Source organism: Clostridium phoceensis (assembly GCF_001244495.1).
Lineage (GTDB): Bacteria > Bacillota > Clostridia > Oscillospirales > Oscillospiraceae > Lawsonibacter > Lawsonibacter asaccharolyticus.
Genome location: NZ_LN866274.1, coordinates 1 through 25262 on the forward strand (window position 1 = coordinate 1; position 25262 = coordinate 25262).

A 25262-nucleotide genomic window follows, 5' to 3' on the forward strand; every position below is an offset into this window, starting at 1 on the left:
TGTGTAGGCACTACCTATTTTCCCAGCCCGTCTCCAGGCAAGTATCTTCGGCAGAAGCGAGCTTAACTTCCGTGTTCGGAATGGGAACGGGTGGACCCTCGCTCTAATCAGCACCTACTTTACTTTCTCCGAAAAGAAAGTAAGCAAAGAAAAGTTCTTGCGCCTTTTCTCTCCTTACCGTCTTCCCAACAGTAAGTATTATATCCGCTATTTTTGATTTGTCAAGAGAAATTTGGTGACCCGTACGGGAATCGAACCCATGTTTGCGGCGTGAGAGGCCGCCGTCTTAACCGCTTGACCAACGGGCCATCGTCGCTCCTCTTTCAGCAGTCCCCGCCCAGGACGCACCCAGCGTCCTGGACAGGACCACTTGGTGCACCTTCACGGATTCGAACCGGGGACCCACTGATTAAGAGTCAGTTGCTCTACCAACTGAGCTAAAGGTGCATCTCCTGCGCCTTCAAAACCGAACAGTGAAACTCGCTTTTCCTTCGCTCACAAGCGCCTGCATTCTTCTTCCTTGACCTTAAGGTCAAGCCCTCGGCTTATTAGTATCGGTCAGCTACATGCCTCGCAGCACTTCCACCTCCGACCTATCAACGACATAGTCTACGTCGAGCCTTACTCCATAAAGGATGAGAGATCTAATCTTAGGGAGAGTTTCACGCTTAGATGCTTTCAGCGTTTATCTCGTCCAGACGTAGCTACCCAGCTGTGCCCTTGGCAGGACAACTGGTGCACCAGAGGTCTGTCCATCCCGGTCCTCTCGTACTAAGGACAGCTCCCTTCAAATCTCTTACGCCCGCAACAGATAGGGACCGAACTGTCTCACGACGTTCTGAACCCAGCTCGCGTGCCACTTTAATCGGCGAACAGCCGAACCCTTGGGACCGAATTCAGCCCCAGGATGTGACGAGCCGACATCGAGGTGCCAAACCTCCCCGTCGCTGTGGACGCTTGGGGGAGATCAGCCTGTTATCCCCAGGGTAGCTTTTATCCGTTGAGCGACGGCATTTCCACTCACATACCGCCGGATCACTAACTCCAACTTTCGTTACTGCTCGACCCGTCGGTCTCGCAGTTAGGCTCGTTTATGCGTTTACACTCACTGCACGATTTCTGTCCGTGCTGAACGAACCTTTGAGCGCCTCCGTTACCTTTTAGGAGGCGACCGCCCCAGTCAAACTGCCCACCTAACAGTGTCCCCCGGCCGGATTCACGGCCGCAGGTTAGAAAACCAGTAAATCAAGGGTGGTATCCCAAGGGTGACTCCACCTGAGCTGACGCCCAAGCTTCCATGTCTCCCACCTATCCTGTACATGATTTACCAATCCTCAGTATTAAGCTACAGTAAAGCTCCATGGGGTCTTTCCGTCTAGTTGCGGGTAACCGGCATCTTCACCGGTACTACAATTTCGCCGGGTGGGCTGTTGAGACAGCGCCCAAATCGTTACGCCATTCGTGCGGGTCAGAACTTACCTGACAAGGAATTTCGCTACCTTAGGACCGTTATAGTTACGGCCGCCGTTTACTGGGGCTTCAATTCAGACCTTCGCTTGCGCTAAGCCCTCCTCTTAACCTTCCAGCACCGGGCAGGCGTCAGCCCATATACGTCATCTTTCGATTTAGCATAGACCTGTGTTTTTGGTAAACAGTCGCTTGGGCCTATTCTCTGCGGCTCCCCTTAGGGAGCTCCCCTTATCCCGAAGTTACGGGGTAATTTTGCCGAGTTCCTTAACAACCCTTCTCCCGTTGGCCTTAGGATTCTCTCCTCATCTACCTGTGTCGGTTTGCGGTACGGGCACCTTAGCATACACTAGAACTTTTCTCGCCTCGTCATTCTCCAGCTTCCCTACTTATTTTCGGTCCCTTTCGCCCGGGTCAACCAACGCCCGGGTCTGGATAGCTCCAAGTGTCCTTCTAGCTTAAGTTTCGGTGGCTACGGAATTTCAACCGTATGTGCATCGACTACGCCTCTCGGCCTCGCCTTAGCTCCCGGCTTACCTTGGGCGGACGAACCTTCCCCAAGAAACCTTAGATTTTCGGCCATTATGATTCCCACATAATTCTCGCTACTCATTCCGGCATTCTCACTCGAATACAGTCCACCGCTGCTCCCGCTGCGACTTCACCCCGTATTCGACGCTCCCCTACCATGCATTGCTGCATCCCAAGCTTCGGTGTTACGCTTAGCCCCGTTACATTTTCCGCGCAGAATCACTCGACCAGTGAGCTATTACGCACTCTTTTAATGAGTGGCTGCTTCTAAGCCAACATCCTGGTTGTTTTCGCAATTCCACATCGTTTTCCACTTAGCGTATCTTTGGGACCTTAGCTGTGGGTCTGGGCTGTTTCCCTTTTGTCCACGAGACTTATCTCACGTAGACTGACTGCTGATCATCAATTATCCGGCATTCAGAGTTTGATAGGGTTCAGTAACTTTATCAGCCCCTAGCCCATTCAGTGCTTTACCTCCGGTAATCTAAATCAACGCTAGCCCTAAAGCTATTTCGGGGAGAACCAGCTATCTCCAAGTTCGATTAGAATTTCTCCGCTATCCACAGGTCATCCGCCACCATTGCAACGGGGGTCGGTTCGGTCCTCCATGGGGTTTTACCCCCACTTCAACCTGCCCATGGATAGGTCACCTGGTTTCGGGTCTATTGCATACAACTCCATACGCCCTATTCAGACTCGCTCTCGCTTCGCCTCCGGTGCTGAACACCTTAAGCTTGCTGCATACAATAACTCGCCGGACCGTTCTACAAAAAGTACCTCATCACACCTTAACGTGCTTTGAGTGCTTGTAAGCACAAGGTTTCAGGTTCTATTTCACTCCCCTCCCGGGGTCCTTTTCACCTTTCCCTCACGGTACTGCTCCTCTATCGGTCATCAGGTAGTATTTAGGGTTGGAGGGTGGTCCCCCCGGTTTCCCACAGGGTTTCACGTGTCCTGCGGTACTCTGGATCCCAGCTAACAGAACTCAGTTTTCGCTTACGGGACTATCACCCGCTATGGTCGGCCTTCCCATACCGTTCAGCTAACTTATTCTGCCGTGCGCCGGTCCACAACCCCGGTGAATAAATCCACCGGTTTGCCCTCTTCCGCGTTCGCTCGCCACTACTAGCGGAATCTCTGTTGATTTCTCTTCCTCGCCCTACTTAGATGTTTCAGTTCAGGCGGTTCCCTACCTACGCCTATTTTGTTCAACGCAGGTTGACGGAGTATTGCTCCGCCGGGTTTCCCCATTCGGAAATTCCGGGATCAATGCTTATGTGCAGCTCCCCCAGACTTATCGCAGCTTGTCACGTCCTTCATCGGCTCCTGATGCCAAGGCATTCCCCTTGCGCTCTTTCTAGCTTGACCTTCGTAGAACAGCCTTTCAGCTGTTCTCTATCGTCATTTTAGAATTATGCAGGCTTCAGATTTGGTTCATTGTAGTTTGTGTTACCCTTTATTTAAAAGTCCACAAATTTTACTTTGTTACCTCTCTGTTGCTTGCTCGCAATTTCTTGCTTGCTTCACTGTTCAGTTTTCAAGGTGCAGGCTTCCAACCTTTTTCAAGGTCAGATTGAAATGCTCGGACCATTGCCCAAACACTTCAATCCGATCTTGGTGGAGATAAGCGGGATCGAACCGCTGGCCTCCTGCTTGCAAGGCAGGCGCTCTCCCAGCTGAGCTATACCCCCATACCTCAGAGCTTTTTAGTGGTGGGCCCAAGTGGACTCGAACCACCGACCTCACGATTATCAGTCGTGCGCTCTAGCCAGCTGAGCTATGGGCCCGTAAGGTTCGCCGCCCTCCAGCGTGCGCCCTCTAAATTAAACAACGTAACGACTTTACGCTCCACCATTACTGACCTAGGACACTGCAGCAAACTATCGTCTGCTGAGTTCTCCTTAGAAAGGAGGTGATCCAGCCGCACCTTCCGATACGGCTACCTTGTTACGACTTCACCCCAATTATCGAACCCACCTTCGGCCGCGTCCCCCTTGCGGTTAGACTACGGACTTCGGGTGTTCCCGACTCTCATGGTGTGACGGGCGGTGTGTACAAGGCCCGGGAACGTATTCACCGCGGCATGCTGATCCGCGATTACTAGCGATTCCAACTTCATACAGGCGGGTTTCAGCCTGCAATCCGAACTGGGATGGCTTTTAGGGATTTGCTCCACCTCGCGGTCTTGCTTCCCTCTGTTTACCACCATTGTAGTACGTGTGTAGCCCAGGACATAAGGGGCATGATGATTTGACGTCGTCCCCGCCTTCCTCCGTTTTGTCAACGGCAGTCTCGCTAGAGTGCTCTTGCGTAGCAACTAACAATAAGGGTTGCGCTCGTTGCGGGACTTAACCCAACATCTCACGACACGAGCTGACGACAACCATGCACCACCTGTCTCTACTTTCCCCGAAGGGCACCTAATGCATCTCTGCTTCGTTAGTAGGATGTCAAGCCCTGGTAAGGTTCTTCGCGTTGCTTCGAATTAAACCACATACTCCACCGCTTGTGCGGGCCCCCGTCAATTCCTTTGAGTTTCAACCTTGCGATCGTACTCCCCAGGTGGGATACTTATTGTGTTAACTGCGGCACGGAGGGGGTCAGACCCCCCACACCTAGTATCCATCGTTTACAGCGTGGACTACCAGGGTATCTAATCCTGTTTGCTCCCCACGCTTTCGCGCCTCAGCGTCAGTTACTGTCCAGCAATCCGCCTTCGCCACTGGTGTTCCTCCGTATATCTACGCATTTCACCGCTACACACGGAATTCCGATTGCCTCTCCAGCACTCAAGAAAAACAGTTTCAAATGCAGGCTATGGGTTGAGCCCATAGTTTTCACATCTGACTTGCCTTCCCGCCTACACGCCCTTTACACCCAGTAAATCCGGATAACGCTTGCCACCTACGTATTACCGCGGCTGCTGGCACGTAGTTAGCCGTGGCTTATTCCTCAGGTACCGTCATTTGTTCGTCCCTGAGAAAAGAAGTTTACAACCCGAAAGCCTTCTTCCTTCACGCGGCGTTGCTGGGTCAGGCTTGCGCCCATTGCCCAATATTCCCCACTGCTGCCTCCCGTAGGAGTCTGGGCCGTGTCTCAGTCCCAATGTGGCCGGCCAACCTCTCAGTCCGGCTACTGATCGTCGCCTTGGTGGGCCATTACCCCGCCAACAAGCTAATCAGACGCGAGGCCATCTCAGAGCGATAAATCTTTGGCAGTCAGGACCATGCGGTCCAACTGCATCATGCGGTATTAGCAGGCCTTTCGGTCTGTTATTCCCCACTCCGAGGCAGGTTCCTCACGCGTTACTCACCCGTCCGCCACTAAGTAACCTTATCAATTGGACGAATCCTCTTTCTAAGGCACTCCGTTCGACTTGCATGTGTTAAGCACGCCGCCAGCGTTCATCCTGAGCCAGGATCAAACTCTCAATAAAATGGTATCTAAAGAACCGAGGCTCTTCAAATCACTTTATTGAAGCTCATTCCAGCTTCAAAGAAATTTAACGGTCGTCCTTCAAGCTCAAGCTTGTTTGAACAACCAAATCCAAATCTGGTGCTTCGTGTTTTCGTTACGTTGTTTAATTTACAAGGTGCACGCCGTTCATCGGCGGGTTTTAATTTTACCACACTCAAACTCGTTTGTCAAGAACTTTTTTCAAATTCTTTTTNTTCAAGCTTGTTTGAACAACCAAATCCAAATCTGGTGCTTCGTGTTTTCGTTACGTTGTTTAATTTACAAGGTGCACGCCGTTCATCGGCGGGTTTTAATTTTACCACACTCAAACTCGTTTGTCAAGAACTTTTTTCAAATTCTTTTTAACTTGTTTTTGCGCGGCCCGCTCGCTTTTCAGCGGCGGTTTTAAATTTTAGCACATCTCATTCGCTTTGTCAAGAACTTTTTTCGAGTTTTTTCAAGCTCTTTTGTTCTCTCATCCGCAGCGCTGTGCGCCCGCCGCCTTTCGGCAACTTTGATATGTTACCACATCTTTCTCGCTTTGTCAAGAACTTTTTTCGAACTTCTCAGTCGATTTCAAAGTCCTCAGCTTCGCTTCCCTTGTGATAACTGCACTTCAAATCCGCCCGCCTTTTTCTCAAAGGCGCTCTCGTGAAGTGCTTGATTACTATACCAAACACTTCCTCAGTTGTCAACACTTAATTTTCTTTTTTTCGACTTTTTTTGCTTTTCTCTGTCGAGCAGTCCAGTTTTGTTCTCTATAAAAGAATGTGTCCGCCTTCAGTGGACATCTATCTGTCTAATTCCTTCTTGCACAACGACACTCCTTGTGATACCCTTATTTTATCTCTGCTACTATAATAAAAGGGGGCCTTTCTGTGCCGATCCGAATCCCCGACTCTCTGCCCGCCCGGGCCATTCTGGAGGGAGAGAACATCTTTGTCATGACTGAATACCGCGCCATCCATCAGGACATCCGCCCGCTGAACCTGCTTATCCTGAATCTGATGCCCACTAAGATCGTCACCGAGACCCAGCTGCTGCGCAAGCTCTCCAACTCTCCGCTCCAGGTCCAGGTAGAGCTGCTCCACACCCTGAGCCACATTTCCCAAAATACTGACGCCGAGCACCTGTCTTCCTTTTATACGACCTTCCATCAGATCAAGGATAAGAAGTATGACGGCATGATCATCACCGGAGCACCGGTGGAGAATTTGGATTTCACCGACGTGGACTACTGGGATGAGCTCTGCCAGATCATGGAATGGACCAAAACTCATGTCCACTCCACGCTCCACATCTGCTGGGGGGCCCAGGCCGGGCTGTATTACCACTACCAGATCCCCAAATATGATCTGGGCAAAAAGCTCTTCGGCGTCTTCCCCCATAGGGTGGTGCGCACCCAGTCACCGCTGTTCCGGGGATTTGACGATATCTTCTACATCCCCCACTCCCGTTATACCGAGAACCGCTTGGAGGATATCCAGCGGGTCCCTGAGCTGGAGCTGCTGGCCATCTCAGAGCAGGCCGGAGTCTTTGCCGTCAAGAGTTCAGACAATCGGCGCTTCTTTATCACCGGACACCCGGAGTATGACCCGGACACCCTGGCCAACGAATATTTCCGGGATGTCAACAAGGGGCTGGATATCGCCGTACCGGAAAACTACTTCGCTCAGGACGACCCCTCCCGCCCCCCTGTCGTCCGCTGGCGTTCCGCCGCCCAGCTCTTCTATACCAACTGGCTCAATTATTATGTCTACCAAACCACTCCCTACGACTTGAAAAAGATCTCCGATTGACCGCACGGGGGAGCCCCCTGCGCCCGTCTGGAATATTCAGACGGGCGCAGGGGGCTCTTGATTTTCCATATGGAGCAGGAACCTCCCGCTCAGCTCTCCAGCCGCTGCCCGATCTGCTCCAGCACACCCTCCACCCGGGCACAGTGCCGGGGGAAGCGGCGCAGAAGCTCCGGGTCCGCCCCCTCCATAATCCAGGGCTCTCCCGCCAGCTCCAGCATGGGCACGTCGTTGTAATTGTCCCCCACTGCCAGCACCTGCTCCGGCCCGATCCCCAGAGCCCTGCACAGGGCCCGCACCCCCTTTCCCTTGTCCGCCGCGGTAAAGTCCAGCCACTTCTCTCCCGCCACCGCCACCCGCCAAATCCTCCGCCACCGGGGTGCCAGAACTGGCTCCGCCTCCGCGGCCCCCCGGCGGCAGTAGGCGGACACCTTCACGATATCCTCCGTGATCTCCTCCGGGCGGTCCACCAGGGCGGTGCGGTTGCCCACAAAATAGCGCACATGGTCCACGATGTCCCCTTCCTTGGGGCACAGATAACTGATGCCGGCCCCGGAGATCAACACCTCGCACCCATCCATATCCAGGATCTCCCGGCACAGCTCCAGGGCCTGTTCCCTCTCCATGGTCTCCTTGGCCAATATCGGTCCCGGGTCGCCCGGTCCGAACACCACCGCCCCGTTCTCGCACACATAGTACAGCCGGGAAGCTATGGGGGCGAACAGCCCCCGCAGGCTGTGGTACTGCCGCCCGCTGGCCGGGCAGAAGCGGACCCCCTGTTTCCCCAGACGGACCACCTCCCGGAATACAGCAGGGCTGATCTCCCGCTGTGTCCCCCGGAGCAGGGTCCCATCGATGTCGCAGGCGATGAGCCGGATCACAGGTCCCGCCCCCCTTCCAGAGGCGGGCACAGGTCCAGCAACCGGGAGAGGCATTCCAGATTCCAGTCCCCCGCCCCTGCCAAGGCGGCGGGACCTATGGCAGCTGCGGTCATGCCGGCGGTCCGTGCCGACTCCACCCCCGCCAGGGCGTCGTCCACCCCTGCGCAGTCCTCGGGCGGGAGCTCCAGCAGCTGGGCGGCCCGCAGGAATACCTCCGGGTCCGGCTTAGAGCGGGTGATCTGGTTCCCGTCCACCACCCGGTCCAGGAGGGCGTCCAAGCCGGTGCGTGTCANAGGCGGGCACAGGTCCAGCACCCGGGAGAGGCATTCCAGATTCCAGTCCCCCGCCCCTGCCAAGGCGGCGGGACCTATGGCAGCTGCGGTCATGCCGGCGGTCCGTGCCGACTCCACCCCCGCCAGGGCGTCGTCCACCCCTGCGCAGTCCTCGGGCGGGAGCTCCAGCAGCTGGGCGGCCCGCAGGAATACCTCCGGGTCCGGCTTAGAGCGGGTGATCTGGTTCCCGTCCACCACCCGGTCCAGGAGGGCGTCCAAGCCGGTGCGTGTCAGGATCACCCCGGCGTTTTTGCTGCTGGAGGCGAGGCCCAGCCGATAGCCCCGGCGGCGCAGCTCCCTCAGGGTCTCCACCGTCCTCTCCGGCACATCGCCAGGGGTCAGCTCCTGGAGCTGGGCCCGGTAGCAGTCATTCTTTTCCTCCGCCATCCGCAGCTTCTCCCGCTCCGTATAGGACCGATTGCTGCCCTCCAGCAAAATCTCCAGGCTCCCCATCCGAGAGACACCCCGGCAGCGGTCCCCCTGTTCCCGAGTGAAGGGGAGGCCGAGCCGGCCGGCCAGGGCTTTCCAAGCCCGGTAGTGGAGCTCATCGGTATGGACCAGCACCCCGTCCAAATCAAAGACCAAGCCTCTCACCATGTCTCACAGCCTCCTAGCGGCAGGTATCCTGAAATTCCGACGGGCTCATGCCCGTCACTTTTTTAAATGTGGCGGAGAAGTAAGTGATGTCCCGATAGCCCACCCGCTCGGCCACCTCATACACCTTGGTGCGGCAGTCCCGCAGCAGCTCCATAGCCTTGTGGATGCGGTAGCGGGTGAGGTAGTTGAGCAGGGTGTAGTCGGTCTCCTTGCGGAACAGGTGGCTCAAATGGCTCTCGCTCAGCCCCAGGTGCTGGGCGATCTCCCCCACAGAGATGTTCTGGTCCCCGTAGTGCTGGCCGATGTAATCCATCGCCTGGAGGACATACTTGCTCTTGTCCCCCTTCTTCCGCTCCGGCAGGGCGGGGGCGGTCCCGCTCCCTTCCGCCTCCATACGGCGGCGCAGCTTGATCACCGCCGCCTCCAGCTCCCCGTCGTGGAAGGGCTTCAGCAGGAAGTCCACCGCTCCCAGGCGCAGGGCGCTCCGGGCATAGGTGAAGCTGTCGTAGGCGGTGAGAATGATCACATAGGCCCGGCTGCCCCGGGCCCGCAGGGCTTCCATCATCTGAATGCCGTCCATATTGGGCATCTTCAGGTCAGTGATGATGAGGGAGGGGTCGTACCGCTCCACAGCCTTCAGGGCCTGGAGGCCGTCAGCAGCCTCCCCCACCACCACACAGTCCAGCGCGGCCCAGTCCACAGCCAGGACGATCCCCTTCCGTATCATCTCCTCATCCTCCACCACCAGTACCTTCAGCATATCTCTTCCTCCTTCCACAGGGGCAGCGAGGCGGTCACCGCCGCTCCCGGTCCGCCGGGCCGGGAGCCGAGGCGGAGGCCATACGCCTCCCCGTAGTGCTTTTTCAGAATGGTATCCACATTATACAGTCCCAGATGGCCCCGCCCGGAGGTCTCCGGGGGGCCGGTATAGGGTCCCATGAGTTCCGGGGGCAGTCCCCGGCCGTTGTCCTCCACCGAGATGGTCAGGGTTTGGGTTCCCTGACTGCGCACCCGGACCCAGATCACCCCGTCCTCCACCCCGTCCAGACCGTGGAGGATGGCGTTTTCCGCCAGGGGCTGGAGGATCATCTTGGGCACCCGGCACTCCTCCAGCTCCGGTGGCATGTCCACCTCCAGGCGGCACTTGCCCGACAGGCGGATGGACTGGATCTCCATGTACCGGCGGAGGATCTCCACCTCCCGCCGCAGGGGGACGAACTCGTCCGGGGAGATGCAGAAGCGCAGGATGTCCGCCAGGTCGGTGGACATGAGGGCCACCTGGGGCACCTGGTTGATCTTGCTGATCCACTTCATGGTGTCCAGCGTGTTGCACAGGAAGTGGGGGTTGAGCTGGGCCTGGAGCATCCGGATCTGGGCCTCATTCAACTCCCGCTGGTTCTCCACCAGCTGCTCTTGGTTGCGCTTCAGGGCCACCACCATTCCGTTGAACCGCTGGGCCAGCTCCCCCAGCTCGTCATCCTGATAGGGTGGGACGTAGACGTCCAGGTTGTTGTGGACCACCTCGCCGATGGCGCTGTGGAGCCGCTCGATGGGATAGAACATCTGCCTGCTCAGCCGCAGGCTCATAAGCACGGAGAGGCCCACGCACACCAGGGCGCTGCTCACCGTCACCGTGGTGAGCAGGCCCCGGGTATCCCGGTTCAGTGCCTGGGGCCGCTGGAGGACGGCGTACAGCCCCATCTCCTCCTGAAAGGCCGCCCGATAGGCGTACTCCTCCCCCTCCTGGCCCAGCTCCTCCCCCGCCAGCAGCTGCTCCCGCAGCTGGACAGCCAGGCGGCCGGCCAGGGCGGTCTGGCTGGCGTAGACGGGCCGCCAGTACCGGTCGAGGAGCAGCAGGTCGCTCTGTCCGCCGTAGGTCCCCTCCAGCAGTCGCTGGAAGTCCGCCCGGGTCAGGGTGATGACCAGATAGCCTGCGTCCTCCCCCGCCTCACCGGCGATCCGGGCCGCCCCCCGAAACAGGGGCGCGCTGTTCCCCTCCCCGCCGTCCACCTGTGTGAAGGCCAGCCCGACGCTCTGCCGGGCGGCGTAGAGAACGCCCCACTGGGTGGGCATCACCGGCTCCACCGGGCCGCTGCCGGTGGAGTACATCCAGACCCCGTCCCGGTCATACAGGTCGAACTGGGCGCTGAGACGGCTGCCCTCGGTGGCGCTGTACAGCTCGCTATAGACGGTAGTGCTGTCCCGCTGTCCCCGGGAGAGTGCAGGGGCCACATAGGGGCTTGCCTGAAGGGCCAGGGCTGTCTGCTGAAAGCCCCGGTACAGGCCGTCCAGGGAGCTTATCACGTGGTCCAGCTGCTCCCGGGACTCCTCCTCCAACTGGCTGTCCAGCCGCAGGCGGAAGATCTGGAGCAGCATGGCCGAGCACAGCAGCAGCGGCAGCAGGGAGGCCAACAGGAACCCCGCGAACAGCCTTCTGTGGAAAGAATGGCGTTTTTTCACGGCTCCTCCCCTCCCCCCAGATAGAAAGCCCAGGACATGAGGATGCTGTCGTGGTGCTCCACGGTCCAGGCCAGGTCGTAGTCCACCAGGACGAGCTCCTCCAGCGGCCGCAGCACGCCGCCGCTCTCCACCCCTTCCCGTACGGGGCGTCTGGAAAACTCCGTCTCCAGCCGGCTCTGCACATCGTTGCCTGCAATGAAGTCCAGGAACTTCCGGGCGTTCTCCGGGTGGGGCGCTCCCTGCACCAGGGCGCCTCCATCCGGGATGCAACTGGTGCCATCATCGGGGTAGATCAGAGCGATGTCCTCTCCCGCCGCCGCCCGCTTCAGGGCGGTCTCTTCCAGGGTGATCCCCACCAGGTCCGTCCCCCCGGCCACCGAGTCCAGCACCGCACCGGAGCTGTCCAGCTGCCGGCCGTCCAGGCTGACAGCAAAGCGCATCAGGGTCTCGTCCGTATCCCCGTCCACCGCCTGGAGCAGGGTGATCAGCCCGGTGAAGGAGGAGCCGGACACACTGGGATCGCAGAAGGCGATGCGCCCCTGCCATGCCGGAGAGAACAGATCCCGCCAGCCGGTGATCTGCCCCGGGACCACCAGTTTGGTGTTGTAGATGAGCACCACCGGCAGGGCGGAGAAGGGAGTCCACAGTCCCTCCTCCGAGCGCATGGCCGGGTCCAGCCCCTCCCAACCGGCACAGAAGTAGGGGGAGAAGCAGTCCTGATATGCCTCCAGGCTGTCCACGCCGCCGCCGAACATCACATCCGCTGCCGGGGCGTCCGCCTCCCGGCGCAGGCGGGCCAGCAGCTCGCTGGTGCCCCCCGCCTCCACCTCCACCCAGATGCCGGTGCGCGCCTCGAACTCCTGGATGATGGGCCAGTAGACCTCCTCCTTGTGGGAGGTGTACACCACCAGCCGCTCCCCCTCCTCCGGGGCGAACTCCGATGCGGAGGCCCTCTCCCCGGCCGCGCACCCGGTCAGGAGCAGCCCCAATGTCAGTGCCAGCGCTGCCAGCCGTCCTCTCATTCCGCTCCCCCCTCGCCTGTTTTGTGCTCAGTTTGGTGTTTTGCATAATTATATCACACCCCCCCTCCTCTTTTCATCTAATTTCCACAGAAATTGCAGAAGATAACAAAAAAGCGCAGATTTGTCCCCTGTTTTTTCCATCACGGAGGCGATACAATAAAATTGCACACAGGACCTGGGATATCAGGTTCAATTTTATGAAAAATGATGAAGGAGGAACCAAAATGAAACGTACCATTTCATTGCTCCTGGCCTGTGCCCTCAGCTTCTCCCTGGCAGCCTGCGGCGGTGGCGGCGGGACCCAGGGCGGCGGCAGCTCTGCGGGGACCAGCGCCGGCAGCTCCGCCCCTGCCGGCAGCGAACCCCAGCCCCAGCCCTCCGCCGATCTGACACCCACCCAGCAGATCATCCAGGAGGCCCAGGGGATGACCCTGGAGGAACTGGCCCAGAAGGCCATCGAGGAGTCCAACGGCAAGACCTTCCTGGGCGTGGGCAACTCCAGCCGCGGCAAGAGTGCCCTGCCCCTGTTCATCGAGTATCTGCAGTCCATCGACCCAAGCTACACCATGGAGTTCGAGTGGCAGCAGCCCAAGAACAACAAGATCTTCGATCAGCTCACCGCCGACTCCCTGAAGGACACCGGCACCTTTGCCATGACCCTGATCCAGGACGGCAACCAGATCGAGTCCAAGATGGTCCAGACCGGCATTCTGGACACCTTCATCCCCAAGGACTGGGCGGAGGCCAACGGCACCACCCCCGAGGCGTACCAGGGCTATCTGCCCCTTCAGACTCTGAACAAGATCTTCATGTACAACAACACCGGTTCCAAGTCCTATGACAACTGCTGGGATTTCGTGGCCGAGGGCGAGCACGGCCTGTTTATGGACATCGACTCTGAAATCGTGGGTAAGAACTTCCTGTATATGCTCACCCGGGATGACTACGCCGCCATGCTGAAGGAGGCCTTCGATGCCCTGTCCGCCGAGGAACAGGCCTACTTCCAGCCCACCATCAACGAGATGGCCTCCGAGGCCGAGAGCCTGGGCCTGGGGGAGAACGGCAAATACGCCCTGGCCTGGATCAAGCTGTGGGTGGGCAGCTACAATGCCCAGACTGACGACGGCCCCATCTGCAACACCTTGGTGGACCAGTCCGCCACTGACCAGTTCGGCCTGATCGTCTACTCCAAGCTGCGCAGCGTGGAGGAGTCCGCCTCCGTCTCCAAGAACAACATCACCGTGGCGGCCTATAACGACGGCTACACCGGCATGGGCGGTTTCGGCTACTGCCACTATCTGTTCGTCACCGACAACAGCCCTCTGCCCTGGACTGCCTGCGCCTTCATCGCCTACATGACCTGCACCGCCGACGGCTTCTCCGCCTGGGGCAAGGACATCGGCGGCTACTCCTCTAATCCCGAGGTGGCTGCGGAAAACGAGGCCATCTATCACCACGAGACCGGCGGCATGGCCGAGGACGGCACCACCGTGGAGTACGCCGCCCTGAACGACCACGGCTACGACTGGTGGACCAACGAGGGCAAGCTGGTCCTGGAGGACCCCGAGTACTGCGCCTCCGTCTCCTTCACCGTGGGCAGCTGGATCGAGATGCTGGACAAGTACAGCGCCGGCTGAGCCCCATCCCCGGCGTCACCGGACCTCTGGGCGCTGAGCGCCGGTTTTGACGAAACGCAGAGCAGGGCGCCCTTGGAGCCGAGTTGCCTCCAAGGGCGCCCCTCCATTCCCGCATGAGAGGAGTGCCGCATATGAACCAAACCACGACCCCCGGCGCCGCACGGTCCGCCATCCTCTGGAACAGGCTCAGGACCTTCCTGTCCAAGCCTCACAACGTGATCCTGCTGCTGATGGGCATCGTGGTGACCATCACCACCATCGCCCCCATCGTGGCCATTGTGGAGGACACCTTCAAGATCCACCCCGGCACCATCGATGCCCATCTCACCGGCCAGACCGCCGGCTATACCCTGGTGAACTACATCGACCTGTTCACCAGCACCTTGGCCAAGACCAACCTGTGGACCCCCCTGCTGAACACCATCTATCTGGCCGTGGGCACCTGCTTGGTGTCCATCCTCTTCGGCGGAGTGTTCGCCTTCCTGGTCACCCGCACCAACCTGGCCTGGCGGAAATACCTCAGCTCCATCTTCATCTTCCCCTACATCATGCCCCAATGGACCCTGGCTGTGGTGTGGCAGAACCTGTTCAACTCCAACGCCGTCACCGGCACCTCCAACGGCCTGCTGGCCGCTACCGCGGGCATCCAGATGCCCCTGTGGTGGTGCAAGGGCCTCTTTCCCAGCCTGGTGGTGCTGGGCCTGCACTACGCCCCCTTCGCCTATATCCTCATCGGGGGCATCTTCCGCAACATGGACGCCAACCTGGAGGAGGCAGCCACCATTCTGGACACCCCCAAGTGGAAGACCATGTGCAAGATCACCCTGCCTATGGTGAAGCCGGCCATTCTGTCCACCATCCTGCTGGTCTTCGGCAGCTCCATGGGCTCCTACCCCGTGCCCCACTACCTGGGCCTGACCACTCTGTCCACCAAGTACGTGTCCATGAACTCCAAGTACACCGGCGAGGCCAGCATCCTGGCCATCATCATGATGATCTTTGGCGTGGCCATCATGCTCCTCAACCAGATGTCCCTCCACAGCCGGAAAAACTACACCACCGTCACCGGCAAGTCGGGACAGATCTCCAAGATCAATCTGGGCCGGGCGGGCAAATACATCATCGCCCTGGTCCTGGTGGTGGTCACCTTCTTCACCAGCATCTTCCCCATCGTCTCCTTCGCCTTCGAGACCTTCCTCCCCAATCCGGGGGACTACTCCTTCCTATACACCGGGGACCCGGACAACCTGACCACCAAGTGGTGGGTCACCGATGAGAACATCACCGAAAACGGCATGTACGGACAGAAAGGCATCCTCCACAACGACACTATCTGGAGCGCATTCAAGGGCACCCTGCTGGTCAGCGTGGCCTGTGCCCTGCTGGCGGGCACCATCGGCACCCTCATCGGCTACGCCGTGTCCAAGAACCGGCGAAGTAAGGCGGCCAGCTATGTGAACTCCATGGCCTTCCTCCCCTACCTCATGCCCTCCATCGCCGTGGGGGCGGCCTTCTTCGTCCTGTTTTCCAATGAGCACGTCAACCTCTTCAATACCTATACTCTGCTCATCATCGTAGGCACCATCAAGTACATCCCCTTCGCCAGCCGCAGCTCCCTCAACTCCATGCTCCAGCTGTCCGGCGAGATCGAGGAGGCCGCTATCATCCAGGATGTGCCCTGGGTCAAGCGGATGACCCGCATCATCATCCCCATCCAGAAGTCCTCCATCATCAGCGGCTATATGCTCCCCTTCATGACCTGCCTGCGGGAGCTGTCCCTGTTCATGCTGCTGTGCACCCAGGGCTTCATCCTGTCCACCACCCTGGACTACTTCGACGAGATGGGTCTATACGCCTTCTCCAGCGGCATCAACCTGATCCTGATCATCACCATCCTGGTGTTCAACACCGTGGTCAACAAGGTCACCGGAGCCAGTCTGGACGAGGGAATAGGAGGTTAAACCATGCCTGAGATCAAATTAGAACATGTGACCAAGCGCTGGGGCAAGTTCTACGCCGTGGATGACCTGGATCTGGTCATCCAGGACAATGCCTTCGTCACTCTGCTGGGCCCCTCCGGCTGCGGCAAGACCACCACCCTGCGGATGATCGCCGGTCTGGAGACCCCCACCAGCGGCCGCATCACCATCGGTGACCAGGTGGTCTTTGACAGCGCCCTGGGCATCAACATCCCGGCCAACAAGCGCAAGGTGGGCTTTCTCTTCCAAAACTACGCCCTGTGGCCCAATATGACTGTCTATGAGAACATCTCCTTCGGCCTGAAAAACATCAAGGAGCCCCTGCCCAAGGTCGACTTCGAAGCCAAGAACGCCGCCCGTTTAGCGGAGATCCTGGAGCAGCCCGCCGAGGTGGTCCGGGTGCTGGAGGAGTGCCGGGACAAGGACGGCAGGCTGGACCAGAAGAAGGCCCAGCTGAAGCTGGTGGACACATTCACCATCTCCATCTACGCCGCCAAGCAGCTCCTCTCCTACCGCCTGGAGCAGTCCCCCGACCTGTCTGGAGAGATCGCCTCCCTCCGGGGCAGGGTGGAGGCCGCCAGGCAGTCCGCCGCTGCGGCGGGCGGCGAGCTGGACGGGGAGTTCCGCCTGGTAAAAGGGGGCCAGGTGATCACCGAGACCCGCAAGCTCACCCGGGAGGAGATCGACCTCACCGTCCGCCGGGTGGCCCGCATCGTGAAGATCGGCATGTTTATGGACCGCTACCCCGCAGAGCTCTCCGGCGGCCAGCAGCAGCGGGTGGCCATCGCCCGCACCCTGGCCCCCGAGCCCTCGGTGCTGTTCATGGATGAGCCCCTGTCCAATTTGGACGCCAAGCTGCGCCTGGAGATGCGCTATGAGCTCCAGCGCCTCCACGTGGAGACCGGTTCTACCTTCGTCTATGTCACCCACGACCAGATGGAGGCCATGACCCTGGCCACCCAGATCTGCCTCATTGAAAACGGCGTGCTCCAGCAGTACGACGCCCCCCTCACTGTGTACCACCAGCCCAACAACCTGTTTGTGGCCGACTTCGTAGGCAACCCCTCCATCAACTTCGTGGAGGCCAAGGGGGCGCAGCGGGCCGACGGCGCGGTGGAGCTCACCGTGTTCCAGGGCCGGAAAGCACTCTTCCGCCCCAGCACCCCGCTGGACCTGTCCCAGTGGTTCCGGGACCGGGCCGCCCAGGCGGCGGCCCGGGAGGAGGCCCATCGGAAGCGCGCGGCAGAGAAGTCCTATGTGGAGAAGGGCAATAAGGACGAGGCTTTCCGCTACCACATCGCCAAGGTGGTGGAGGACGACGACTCCCTTCAGGACGATCCAGTGCTCACCGACCAGGACCTGGTGCTGGGCATCCGCCCGGAGTTTCTGGATATTGCGGACCAGAGTCCCCTGGAGGGGGAGATCTATGGCGCCATGCCCACCGGCATGGAGTCCACCATCAAGGTGCGGGTGGACGACTTCCTGCTCACCGGCGTCATCTTCGGCAGCTCCCTGTTCACCATCGGGGAGAAGGTGCCTGTGACCGTCTCCGGGGACAACATCATGCTCTTCCACCGGAAGAGCGGCGCCTGCATCGCCACCGGCTCCCTGGAGCTGTGAAGCGTCTATCCAGGCGGAAATATCTCGCAGAAGGTTTTCTCCGACGTACATGTCGCCGGGGAAACCAGATCAGAATTTGGTCCACGCCTGCGGGCGCCAACTCCGCAAGGCTTTTTCCGCAAGCAGAACGACCGGGAGCCCCATGGGGCTCCCGGTCGTTCTGCTACAGTTGATTCTTATTTCAGGATCACCGCGTCGTCTCTCTCAAACGCGGAGGCGCTGTAATAGCGGGTGATCGTGCCGTCCTCGGCCTTCTCAAAGCTGAAGTGCTCCATGAAATCCCACAGGATGGGCATCTCATAGGGACTGCAGTTATGGGCACGCAGCAGGGTATATCCATACTTGACCATGGGCACCCCGTCGCTATTCTCCCAAGTATAGACCTTGGTGCGGTCGTTGATAAACTCATGCTCATCATCGGCAGTACCAATCTGCGCGTCAGGCATGTTGTTCACATCAAAGAGGTAGGTGATCCACTCATTGGCCATCTCAGAGCCCCACAGGTCAGGCATCAGGTTATCCAAGTCGCTCTGGCCAGTGATGACAAAGTCGGGCATAGCCCCGCCAGCCCCCTCGGGCAGCTGAGAAGTACCATCAGGCACGGCCAGTCCAGAGGTGGAGGCAGCAGCCGCATAGAATTCGGGGTTAGTGCGGACAAAGCCCTGTGTAGCCATGGAGCCTGCAGACTGTCCGGAGCCGTAGATCCGGGTGAAGTCCAGATCCGCATAAGTGCCGTCAATAGTCTCTTCCAGCACGGCCATCAGGGAGTTATAGAACTTGTCGGAGTCAGCGTGAGACACACTGCTGGGGCTGGCGCTGTAAGTCTCGCAGACAAAAGCCAGCACGATCCCCTCTTTATCCGCTACCTGCCACCACAGGGTGGAATCCATAAAAATGGAGTCGGTCTGGCTGTTGCCAGGGTAAATCACGAGCACAGGCAGTTCCTTACCCTCAAAGCCATCGGGCACATAGGCAATATATTCCCGGGGGTCCCACAGCCCGTCGCCGCTGTTGTCGCTGAAGGCGATCACGCCCACCTGGACGGTGCCGTGGCCGTCAATGGCCACATCCTCCTGGGCCAGGATCTGGGTCCCGTCGCTGAGGGTCTTCTGCACCTGTCCGGCCTTAGCCGCTTGCTGGGCAGCCACTCGGGCAGAGGTATAGTCCAGGCGGTAGGTCAGCGCGTTGCTATACGCGAAGGTGTTGTCGTAGCGGGTGTAGACAGACAGGAAAGCATAGATCTCAGCGGCGCTGGGGGTCTCAGAGCTCACCTTCACCTGAGAAATGCCGTACCGCTCACTGGCGGGGAGCTGCGCATTGGCAAAAGCAGTCTGGATCGCATCCGAGTCCTTATCCTGACGATATACGCCCTCCCCGTCTGCATTGGACACGCAGTCATTGGCTTCTTTCCAATAGTCTACGCTGTCAGCAGAGGAGGTTCCGGCAAACCAGGTGGGTACAGGCACATCCTTACGGGCGATCTGCTCCATTCCGCACTCTTTCAGCACTGCCTGGAACTCTGCGTCGGTCTTGAAGCCAGCATCATAGCCGCTGGTATTAGAGCCGTCATAGAGCACAGAACCAGCCTCTTCCAGAACAGCCTTCCCGGCAGAAGCGGCATTTACAAATGCCTGGCTGATGACAAAGATGGGATTCTCAGCGGCCCAGGCCTCCAGGGGAGCGGCGCTCTCGCCGTAGCCCGCCAGATAAAACTCTCCAAAGGTGGAGAACACGTTGATGCCAGCCTCATTTCTGCCGCTCTTCAGGAAGGCAATGGCGGCGTCCACGTAGGCTTTCTCCTCCGCCGCGCTGCCCCAGCCCTCCGCGCCGGGCTCCAGTACGAACAGGCCTTCGCCCTTCTGGTCCATCAGGTCGATCCACCCCTCGTCCTCCAGGAACTGCTGGGTATCCACACCATTGGGCACCGCGATCACGGTGAAGTAGGAGCGGATGGACGCCTCCTCGGAGATGTACACCGTCACCTGGCGGTCACCCTCCACATCGATGTTCTTCGTGAACCAGCCGGTCAGCGGCAGCTGGGCCGCCTGGGTCCAGTCCTTCTCCAGCGCCGTGATGGTGTCCAGATCCACGCCGCCCAGCTCATACAGCCGCACGGCCACACCCGCCGTGTTGGCCCGGCTCACCGTGCTCTTGGGGGACAGCTTGCCGTCCACCGCCTGCATCACACCGCTGGACAGTGCCCAGGACATGGCCTCGCTGGCCCAGCTGTCCAGCTCCCCGGCATCGGCGTAACCGGCCAGGTTCGCAGAGGCGCTGACCGCCGCGTCCTTATACTGCGCCGCAAACTTGGACGCCATCACCGCCATCTCCTGGCGGGTGATGGTCTGGTTCACACCGAAGCTTCCGTCCTCGTAGCCCGCCGTGATCCCCTGCTCCACCGCCCAGGTGGCCGCCTGGGCAAACCAGTCGCCCGTCTTCACGTCGGTGAAGGTGTCCTTGCTCTGCACCGCTGGCTGTCCCGCCATCTTGTACAGCATCGTCACCCACATGGCCCGGGTGATGGTGCTCTCCGTATCGAAGGTCTTCCCGCTCACGCCCGCCATCAGGCCGTAGTAGTTGGCGTCCATCACATCCTCGTAGTAGGATGCGCTCCGGCTCACGTCCTGGAACTTCTGCTCCGGCTGATACGCCGCGCTTCCAGGCACCGCCATGGCCAGAGACAGCGCCGCCGCAGTGGACACAGTCACAAATCTCTGCATCTTTCTTTTCATCTTGTTTGCTTCCTCCCTAAATTTGTTCACGCTCTACAAAATAGATGTCTTGTTCCTCCGCTTTACCGCCTTCCATTTTTCGTTGTTTTCCATAATTTTTGCTGCTTGGACTGATGTCTTTCATTATATCCTGTTCAATACATTTTTTCTAGTGTTAAATTATAGATAGTACCATGCAAAAGATTCATTGAATCTTTTGCAAATGACAGGCGGGGGAGGCCCTCCGGCCTCCCCCGCCCGTTCCCTTTCAACCCCCGGTCAGTCTTTTCAGCCCCTCCCAGAGCTCGATGGCCTTGAACTTCAGCACATATCCCTGGGTCTCGCCAGTCATCAGGGCGGCCTGGTCATCGGTGAAGCGTCCCGCCTGGGCCGCCTCCTCCACCGTCTCGCTGGCCGCACCCAAGCACAGGGGCGGGAAGGCCACGCACCACCAGTTCTGCCCCGCTCCCTCGCCGATGACCACCCGCAGGGCCGTGTATTCTCCTGCCGGAAGGGCAAAGTCCTCATACTCCTTGGTGGGGAACCAGGTCTCTGTCAGCTCCGCCCGGACCGCGTAGTCGCAGCCCCGCTCCTCCAGCACCCGCTGTCCTGCCGCTGCCAGCTCAGGCAGATGCTCCTGGATGGCCGCCGCCGCCGCCGTGCGGTCTGCCCCCGCCGGGTACAGCTCCTCCGCGTGGGCCAGGACCTGGTCCCGAACCTCCAGTTTCAGTGCCTGGTCCTCCGGGCTGTCTGAATTGGCGATGACATGGAGGCGGATCACCTGGTCCGCCAGCCGCTCCTGCTCCCGGTCCAGCCATCCCCCCAGTGCCAGTGCGCACAGCACGCCGCACATCAGCGCCAACTCCCAGCGCTTCATTTTTCGGTCCATATACAACACCATCCATACCTTTCGTATTTTCCGAGTGGAATTCTACGAAGAGTATGGACAGTGTCTTTCCTTCTTAAACCGTTTCCGCCAAAAATGTATCCCGGTTCTGCTCTGACAGAAGGGCACAGGCCTCCTCTGCCAGCTCCTTCCGTTGGAACAGGCCAAAGGCGGTGGGGCCCGTCCCGCTCATGGTGGCGCCCAGGGCTCCGCACTGGATCAGTGTGTGCTTGATCTCTGCCACCCTTACCTCCTGCCGCTCCGGCAGCACTTCCTCAAACACGTTGTACATGCGTCGGGCCACACCAGGCAGGTCCCCCGCCGCCAGCGCTGCCAGCAGTCCGGCGGTGTCGGGCCGGCAGCGGACCCGCATCCCGTCGATGCGTGCAAACAGCTCTGGCGTGGAGACGGGGAAATCCGGCTTGCACACAGCCACCCAGCACCGGGGCAGCGGGGGCAGCGGGGTCAGCATCTCCCCCCGCCCCTCGGCCAAGGCGGTGCCGCCCAGTACGCAGTAAGGGACGTCGGAGCCCACCCCTTCCCCCACCCGTGCCAGCTCCTCCATGGAGAAGGGATTCCCCTCCTTCTCGTTCAGGGCCCGCAGCACAGCGGCGGCATCGGTGCTGCCGCCGGCCATCCCGGCGCACACCGGGATGCGCTTGCGGATGGAGATCTCCAGTCCCGGCACCGGTCGTCCCAGCGTCTCATAGAAGCGGAGCGCGGCGGCGGCGGCCAGGTTCTTGGGCCCCGTGGGCAGGAAATGCAGGTCGGTCTGTACCCGCACGCCCTCCCCGCCCGGCTCCAGGGTGAGGGTATCCCCCAGGGTGATGGACTGCATCACCATCTTCAGGTCGTGGTAGCCGTCAGGCCGCTTTCCCAGCACATCCAGCGTCAGGTTCAGCTTGGCGGGGGCAAATCGTTCCATCGTCCGCACCTCCACCGGTTCACAGCCGGATCTTCCGGGCCTCTAAGTAAAAGCGCTTGTCGTGGGCCTCCCCCATGGAGAAGGTCTTTCGGGGCAGCACTCCGTCGTGGATCACGGTGGGGAACAGCTCCTCCTTTTTCATGGGCGGCAGGAGGAAGCCGATGGCCTTGGGCCGCCGGGTCAGCTCTTCCACTACCTCGGCCCCGTGGATATAGTCCAGGCTGACGCCGGACCGCCCCTCCATCCACCGGTCCAGGAAGGACTGAAGGGTTCCCACCGCCAGCTGGGCGGCGGGGTCAGGGACGGTGAGAGCCCCCCGGGCGTTCCCGTAGAGGTAGCGGATCACATGTCCGTCCCCCTCCCCCTCCCGGGCATCGGGGTAAGCCATGCGCAGGGCGGAGAGCACCTGGGCCGGCTCCGCGCCGAAGACCACCCGGTGGATGGGCTCGAACTCCAGGGACTCGTCGTGGAGGTTGACCAGCTCCGCCAGGGCGTACCGGGAGGGCAGGGTCTCCCACTGATCCTGGGGCGTGATGCGCTTCTGCCGCTCATAGCACTCCTTGGCGGTGGCCAGGGAGTGGTTCCCGTCTCCCACAGCGAACAGGAGGACAGGTTGGTCCTGGGTCCCGTAGCGGGCGTTGAAGGCGGCGGGATCAGCCAGAGCCTGGAGGGCGCCGGCCACGGCGGAGAGCTGCTCCCTCCCCAGCTTCCAGCCGGCCAGGTGGCCGCCCCGCTCCATCAAATCGAAGTCATAGACCTGCTCCATGCCCGCCTTCTCCCGGGCCAGGGGCTCGATGACGGTGCGCTCCGGATCGTCAGTGAGGAGCATGACGTGAGGCAGCTCAATGGGGGCGTTCTTCCGCACCGCCACTCGGGGCGGGATACGGGAGAGGACGGTGCCCTCGGTGGCCCGCACCTGGGCCGGGGAGCCCGGCTCATAGTCGTACTGCTCCAGGTCCACCATGCCCACCAGTCCTCTGCGGAGCTTTCCGTTGTGCAGGGTGCGCTCTACATAGATCATGGTCTGGGGCAGAAGGGCAAACCTCTCCTCCCGCAGATAGCGGGACATGGTGTTGTTGATCTCCATGATGTCGGTCTCCACGCTGGGACCGTCCAGACAGCTCTCCGGCAGGATGAGCCGCAGGGATGAGGGGGCCCGCCCCACCCTCTCTTCTACCCGCTGCCAGTATTCCGGCTGTGAGGTGTACTGGTCACAGGCCACCACGCTCCACAGGCCCAGGTCGCAGTTTTGGGGGAGCAGGATATCCGCCGGACGAAAGGGGAGGGTTTCAAATAAATCATTCATCAATGGTCACTCACTTTAATCGTTCTCTTGATGCAGGGGGATTTTGCCGGCCTTGGCAGTTTTGGTTCTTTCCGCAGGGCGCGATGACGCGGCGCGCCGTCTTGGGTAGTTTTCGCAGGTGGGTCGCCGCCTGCGGGCGGCAAGTGACTTTCCCAGCGCCGGGAAAGTCACCAAAGGATCGCCGGGGGGCAGCTCAGGATGATCGCTTCACGCTCATATCCGCCTTACCCCGGGTCCTTCATTACGGGGACACGCTCCTGTTTGGTCATACGTTATTTCCGGCTCGCAAAATCTGAGTGGCTGGTCTAAATTCCCACCGGGCCACTGGGCCCTGGTCTGCAGAAATTCAGGGCGCATGCAATTCCACAACTGCGCCTGGCTTTGCTAAGCCGACACTCCCGGTGCGAATCCTGGCATGCCGGTCTGGGACCGGCCTCTACGGTATCACCGAAGAGGCCCCTTTTTGCAGGAGCGGCACACTTGGACGGCACGCTGTGGGAAAGGTTACTTTTTGAGACGCTGCCACTCCTCCAGCTGGGAGATTATGGCATCCAGCTTTTCTTCCATCCGGTCCCACTGTTTCTTGACCTTCCAGCAAAGGACCACCAGCGCTCCCAGCCCCACAGCCTTCACAGCAATCAGGAGCAGGGCCGCGATGCGGGCCGCCATGTCAAGGCTGCCCAGCCAGGCCGCCAGGTAGACGAGGAAAATAAGTCCAAAAATGACCGCCACGGTCTTCATAGGGCCCACTCCTTTCGCAACACCTATCTTTGCTTCTGCTCTGTTGGGGGCACTCCTCAATGTGATTTGAAGTGCGGTCTGATTTCGTCTTCTCCGTTCTTTAGACAGAGAGCTATCAGCCTATGGCCCCCTTGATGGCTTCCAACAGCTCGCCGAACTCCTCAAAGGCGGGCAGTTCCGGGTGGTCGGCCCTGATGGCCTGGGTGCTCTTGAACAGGAAGCCCGCCTTGCTGGCCTGGATCATCCCCAGGTCGTTGAAGCTGTCCCCGCTGGCGATCGTCTCATAGCCCATGGACTGGAGGGCCTTCACCGTGGTCAGCTTGGACTGGGGGCAGCGCATCCGATAGCCCGTGATGGCTCCGTCGGGGGCCACCTCCAGGGTGTTGCAGAAGATGGTGGGCCAGTTCAGCTTGGCCATCAGGGGCTTGGCAAACTGCTCGAAGGTGTCGCTGAGGATGACCACCTGGGCGAGGGTGCGCAGCTCGTCCAGGAACTCCTTGGCCCCCGGCAGGGGGTCGATCTTGGCGATGGTGGCCTGGATCTCCTTCAGGCCCAGGCCGTGCTCCTTCAGGATCTCCAAGCGCCACTTCATCAGCTTGTCATAGTCCGGCTCGTCCCGGGTGGTGCGCTTCAGCTCCGGGATACCGCTCTCCTCCGCAAAGGCGATCCAAATCTCCGGGACCAGGACCCCCTCCATATCCAGGCATACGATATTCATGGTCGATTCTCCTCTCTGTTTCCCGGCCTGATGTCCCCGACCGAGTCCCTTCTCTTGTGTGGTCCCCGACCCACAGGGTGCAGGGATTACATGGGGCTCGTCTCAGATGCAGACCAAAGCAGGGGGCTTTTCAATACGATTTGTAATTTTTTTCGAATAATATCCGATTTGAGGTCATTTTCAAGCCCTGCCCTGGG

Annotated in this window: 15 protein-coding genes, 4 tRNA genes and 3 rRNA genes; 4 read left to right on the forward strand and 18 right to left on the reverse strand. The window is 59.7% G+C overall.

Annotated elements, in window-relative coordinates; translation table 11 throughout:
* Window positions 1-2 precede the first annotated feature (2 nt).
* The 7 genes from rrf to BN1969_RS00880 form a co-directional block, all read right to left on the reverse strand.
* Window positions 3-118: ribosomal RNA gene (gene rrf, locus BN1969_RS00850) — 5S ribosomal RNA — on the reverse strand.
* 115 nt (window positions 119-233) lie between these two features.
* Window positions 234-308: transfer RNA gene (locus BN1969_RS00855), tRNA-Glu, on the reverse strand.
* A gap of 63 nt (window positions 309-371) precedes the next feature.
* A tRNA-Lys gene (locus BN1969_RS00860) sits at window positions 372-447 on the reverse strand.
* An 81-nt stretch (window positions 448-528) separates the two neighbouring features.
* Window positions 529-3366, reverse strand: a 23S ribosomal RNA gene (locus BN1969_RS00865).
* Window positions 3367-3613: 247 nt separating this feature from the next.
* Window positions 3614-3689, reverse strand: a tRNA-Ala gene (locus tag BN1969_RS00870).
* 19 nt (window positions 3690-3708) lie between these two features.
* Window positions 3709-3785: transfer RNA gene (locus tag BN1969_RS00875), tRNA-Ile, on the reverse strand.
* A 118-nt stretch (window positions 3786-3903) separates the two neighbouring features.
* Window positions 3904-5434 (reverse strand): 16S ribosomal RNA (locus BN1969_RS00880).
* The 16S, 23S and 5S rRNA genes sit together here with 4 tRNA genes alongside, the layout of an rRNA operon.
* A gap of 898 nt (window positions 5435-6332) precedes the next feature.
* Between BN1969_RS00880 and metA the strand changes: the two genes are divergently transcribed.
* On the forward strand, window positions 6333-7253 hold the full coding sequence (gene metA / locus BN1969_RS00885) for a homoserine O-acetyltransferase MetA (protein WP_050622571.1): 921 nt from the start codon (window positions 6333-6335) through the stop codon (window positions 7251-7253).
* A gap of 89 nt (window positions 7254-7342) precedes the next feature.
* On the opposite strand, the gene BN1969_RS00890 is transcribed toward metA, so the two are convergent.
* The 5 genes from BN1969_RS00890 to BN1969_RS00910 all read right to left on the reverse strand — a co-directional run bounded on the left by BN1969_RS00890 (window position 7343) and on the right by BN1969_RS00910 (window position 12542).
* Window positions 7343-8131, reverse strand: a complete 789-nt coding sequence (locus BN1969_RS00890) for an HAD family hydrolase (RefSeq protein WP_050622572.1) — start codon at window positions 8129-8131, stop codon at window positions 7343-7345.
* Window positions 8128-9060, reverse strand: coding sequence for a beta-phosphoglucomutase (gene pgmB / locus BN1969_RS18405; RefSeq protein ID WP_077138663.1), 933 nt, complete (start codon window positions 9058-9060; stop codon window positions 8128-8130). The genes BN1969_RS00890 and pgmB overlap by 4 nt, the downstream gene beginning before the upstream one ends.
* 13 nt (window positions 9061-9073) lie before the next feature.
* Window positions 9074-9820, reverse strand: a complete 747-nt coding sequence (locus BN1969_RS00900; protein ID WP_050622573.1) for a response regulator transcription factor — start codon at window positions 9818-9820, stop codon at window positions 9074-9076.
* On the reverse strand, window positions 9814-11520 hold the full coding sequence (locus tag BN1969_RS18785) for a cache domain-containing sensor histidine kinase (protein ID WP_050622574.1): 1707 nt from the start codon (window positions 11518-11520) through the stop codon (window positions 9814-9816). The genes BN1969_RS00900 and BN1969_RS18785 overlap by 7 nt, the downstream gene beginning before the upstream one ends.
* A complete protein-coding gene (locus BN1969_RS00910) occupies window positions 11517-12542 on the reverse strand; it encodes an ABC transporter substrate-binding protein (RefSeq protein WP_050622575.1) in 1026 nt (341 codons plus the stop codon). Before BN1969_RS00910 ends, BN1969_RS18785 begins: the two co-directional genes overlap by 4 nt.
* Window positions 12543-12766: 224 nt before the next feature.
* On the opposite strand from BN1969_RS00910, the gene BN1969_RS00915 reads away from it, so the two are divergent.
* From BN1969_RS00915 to BN1969_RS00925, 3 genes are all read left to right on the forward strand, one after another.
* Window positions 12767-14179: a hypothetical protein gene (locus tag BN1969_RS00915; protein ID WP_050622576.1), complete on the forward strand. Its 1413-nt coding sequence runs from the start codon at window positions 12767-12769 to the stop codon at window positions 14177-14179.
* A 131-nt stretch (window positions 14180-14310) separates the two neighbouring features.
* Window positions 14311-16140 (forward strand): ABC transporter permease, encoded by a 1830-nt coding sequence (locus BN1969_RS00920; RefSeq protein WP_050622577.1) that lies wholly within the window; start codon window positions 14311-14313, stop codon window positions 16138-16140.
* Between the two features lie 3 nt (window positions 16141-16143).
* Window positions 16144-17778 carry an ABC transporter ATP-binding protein gene (locus BN1969_RS00925; RefSeq protein WP_050622578.1) on the forward strand — a complete coding sequence of 545 codons (1635 nt, stop codon included), beginning with the start codon at window positions 16144-16146 and terminating at the stop codon, window positions 17776-17778.
* Between the two features lie 176 nt (window positions 17779-17954).
* On the opposite strand, the gene BN1969_RS00930 is transcribed toward BN1969_RS00925, so the two are convergent.
* The 6 genes from BN1969_RS00930 to thrH form a co-directional block, all read right to left on the reverse strand.
* Window positions 17955-20510: an S-layer homology domain-containing protein gene (locus tag BN1969_RS00930; RefSeq protein ID WP_050622579.1), complete on the reverse strand. Its 2556-nt coding sequence runs from the start codon at window positions 20508-20510 to the stop codon at window positions 17955-17957.
* Window positions 20511-20757: 247 nt separating this feature from the next.
* Window positions 20758-21378, reverse strand: a complete 621-nt coding sequence (gene spoIIR / locus BN1969_RS00935; protein ID WP_050622580.1) for a stage II sporulation protein R — start codon at window positions 21376-21378, stop codon at window positions 20758-20760.
* 73 nt (window positions 21379-21451) lie between these two features.
* Window positions 21452-22300, reverse strand: coding sequence for a 4-(cytidine 5'-diphospho)-2-C-methyl-D-erythritol kinase (ispE, locus tag BN1969_RS00940; RefSeq protein ID WP_050622581.1), 849 nt, complete (start codon window positions 22298-22300; stop codon window positions 21452-21454).
* Window positions 22301-22319: 19 nt separating this feature from the next.
* Window positions 22320-23606: a DUF1015 domain-containing protein gene (locus BN1969_RS00945; protein ID WP_050622582.1), complete on the reverse strand. Its 1287-nt coding sequence runs from the start codon at window positions 23604-23606 to the stop codon at window positions 22320-22322.
* Between the two features lie 504 nt (window positions 23607-24110).
* Entirely contained in the window at window positions 24111-24347 is a 237-nt protein-coding gene (locus BN1969_RS00950; protein ID WP_050622583.1) for a hypothetical protein, read from the reverse strand.
* A gap of 115 nt (window positions 24348-24462) precedes the next feature.
* Window positions 24463-25065 carry a bifunctional phosphoserine phosphatase/homoserine phosphotransferase ThrH gene (thrH, locus tag BN1969_RS00955; protein WP_050622584.1) on the reverse strand — a complete coding sequence of 201 codons (603 nt, stop codon included), beginning with the start codon at window positions 25063-25065 and terminating at the stop codon, window positions 24463-24465.
* Between the last annotated feature and the right edge of the window lie 197 nt (window positions 25066-25262).

What these genes read in the sequence shown, in the direction of transcription:
- BN1969_RS00900 (WP_050622573.1), bottom strand. Translation starts at nt 9,820, where the DNA reads ATGCTGAAGGTACTGGTGGTGGAGGATGAGGAGATGATACGGAAGGGG.
- BN1969_RS00910 (WP_050622575.1), bottom strand. Translation starts at nt 12,542, where the DNA reads ATGAGAGGACGGCTGGCAGCGCTGGCACTGACATTGGGGCTGCTCCTG.
- BN1969_RS00915 (WP_050622576.1), top strand. Translation starts at nt 12,767, where the DNA reads ATGAAACGTACCATTTCATTGCTCCTGGCCTGTGCCCTCAGCTTCTCC.
- BN1969_RS00920 (WP_050622577.1), top strand. Translation starts at nt 14,311, where the DNA reads ATGAACCAAACCACGACCCCCGGCGCCGCACGGTCCGCCATCCTCTGG.
- BN1969_RS00925 (WP_050622578.1), top strand. Translation starts at nt 16,144, where the DNA reads ATGCCTGAGATCAAATTAGAACATGTGACCAAGCGCTGGGGCAAGTTC.
- BN1969_RS00930 (WP_050622579.1), bottom strand. Translation starts at nt 20,510, where the DNA reads ATGAAAAGAAAGATGCAGAGATTTGTGACTGTGTCCACTGCGGCGGCG.
- spoIIR (WP_050622580.1), bottom strand. Translation starts at nt 21,378, where the DNA reads ATGGACCGAAAAATGAAGCGCTGGGAGTTGGCGCTGATGTGCGGCGTG.
- ispE (WP_050622581.1), bottom strand. Translation starts at nt 22,300, where the DNA reads ATGGAACGATTTGCCCCCGCCAAGCTGAACCTGACGCTGGATGTGCTG.
- BN1969_RS00945 (WP_050622582.1), bottom strand. Translation starts at nt 23,606, where the DNA reads ATGAATGATTTATTTGAAACCCTCCCCTTTCGTCCGGCGGATATCCTG.
- BN1969_RS00950 (WP_050622583.1), bottom strand. Translation starts at nt 24,347, where the DNA reads ATGAAGACCGTGGCGGTCATTTTTGGACTTATTTTCCTCGTCTACCTG.
- thrH (WP_050622584.1), bottom strand. Translation starts at nt 25,065, where the DNA reads ATGAATATCGTATGCCTGGATATGGAGGGGGTCCTGGTCCCGGAGATT.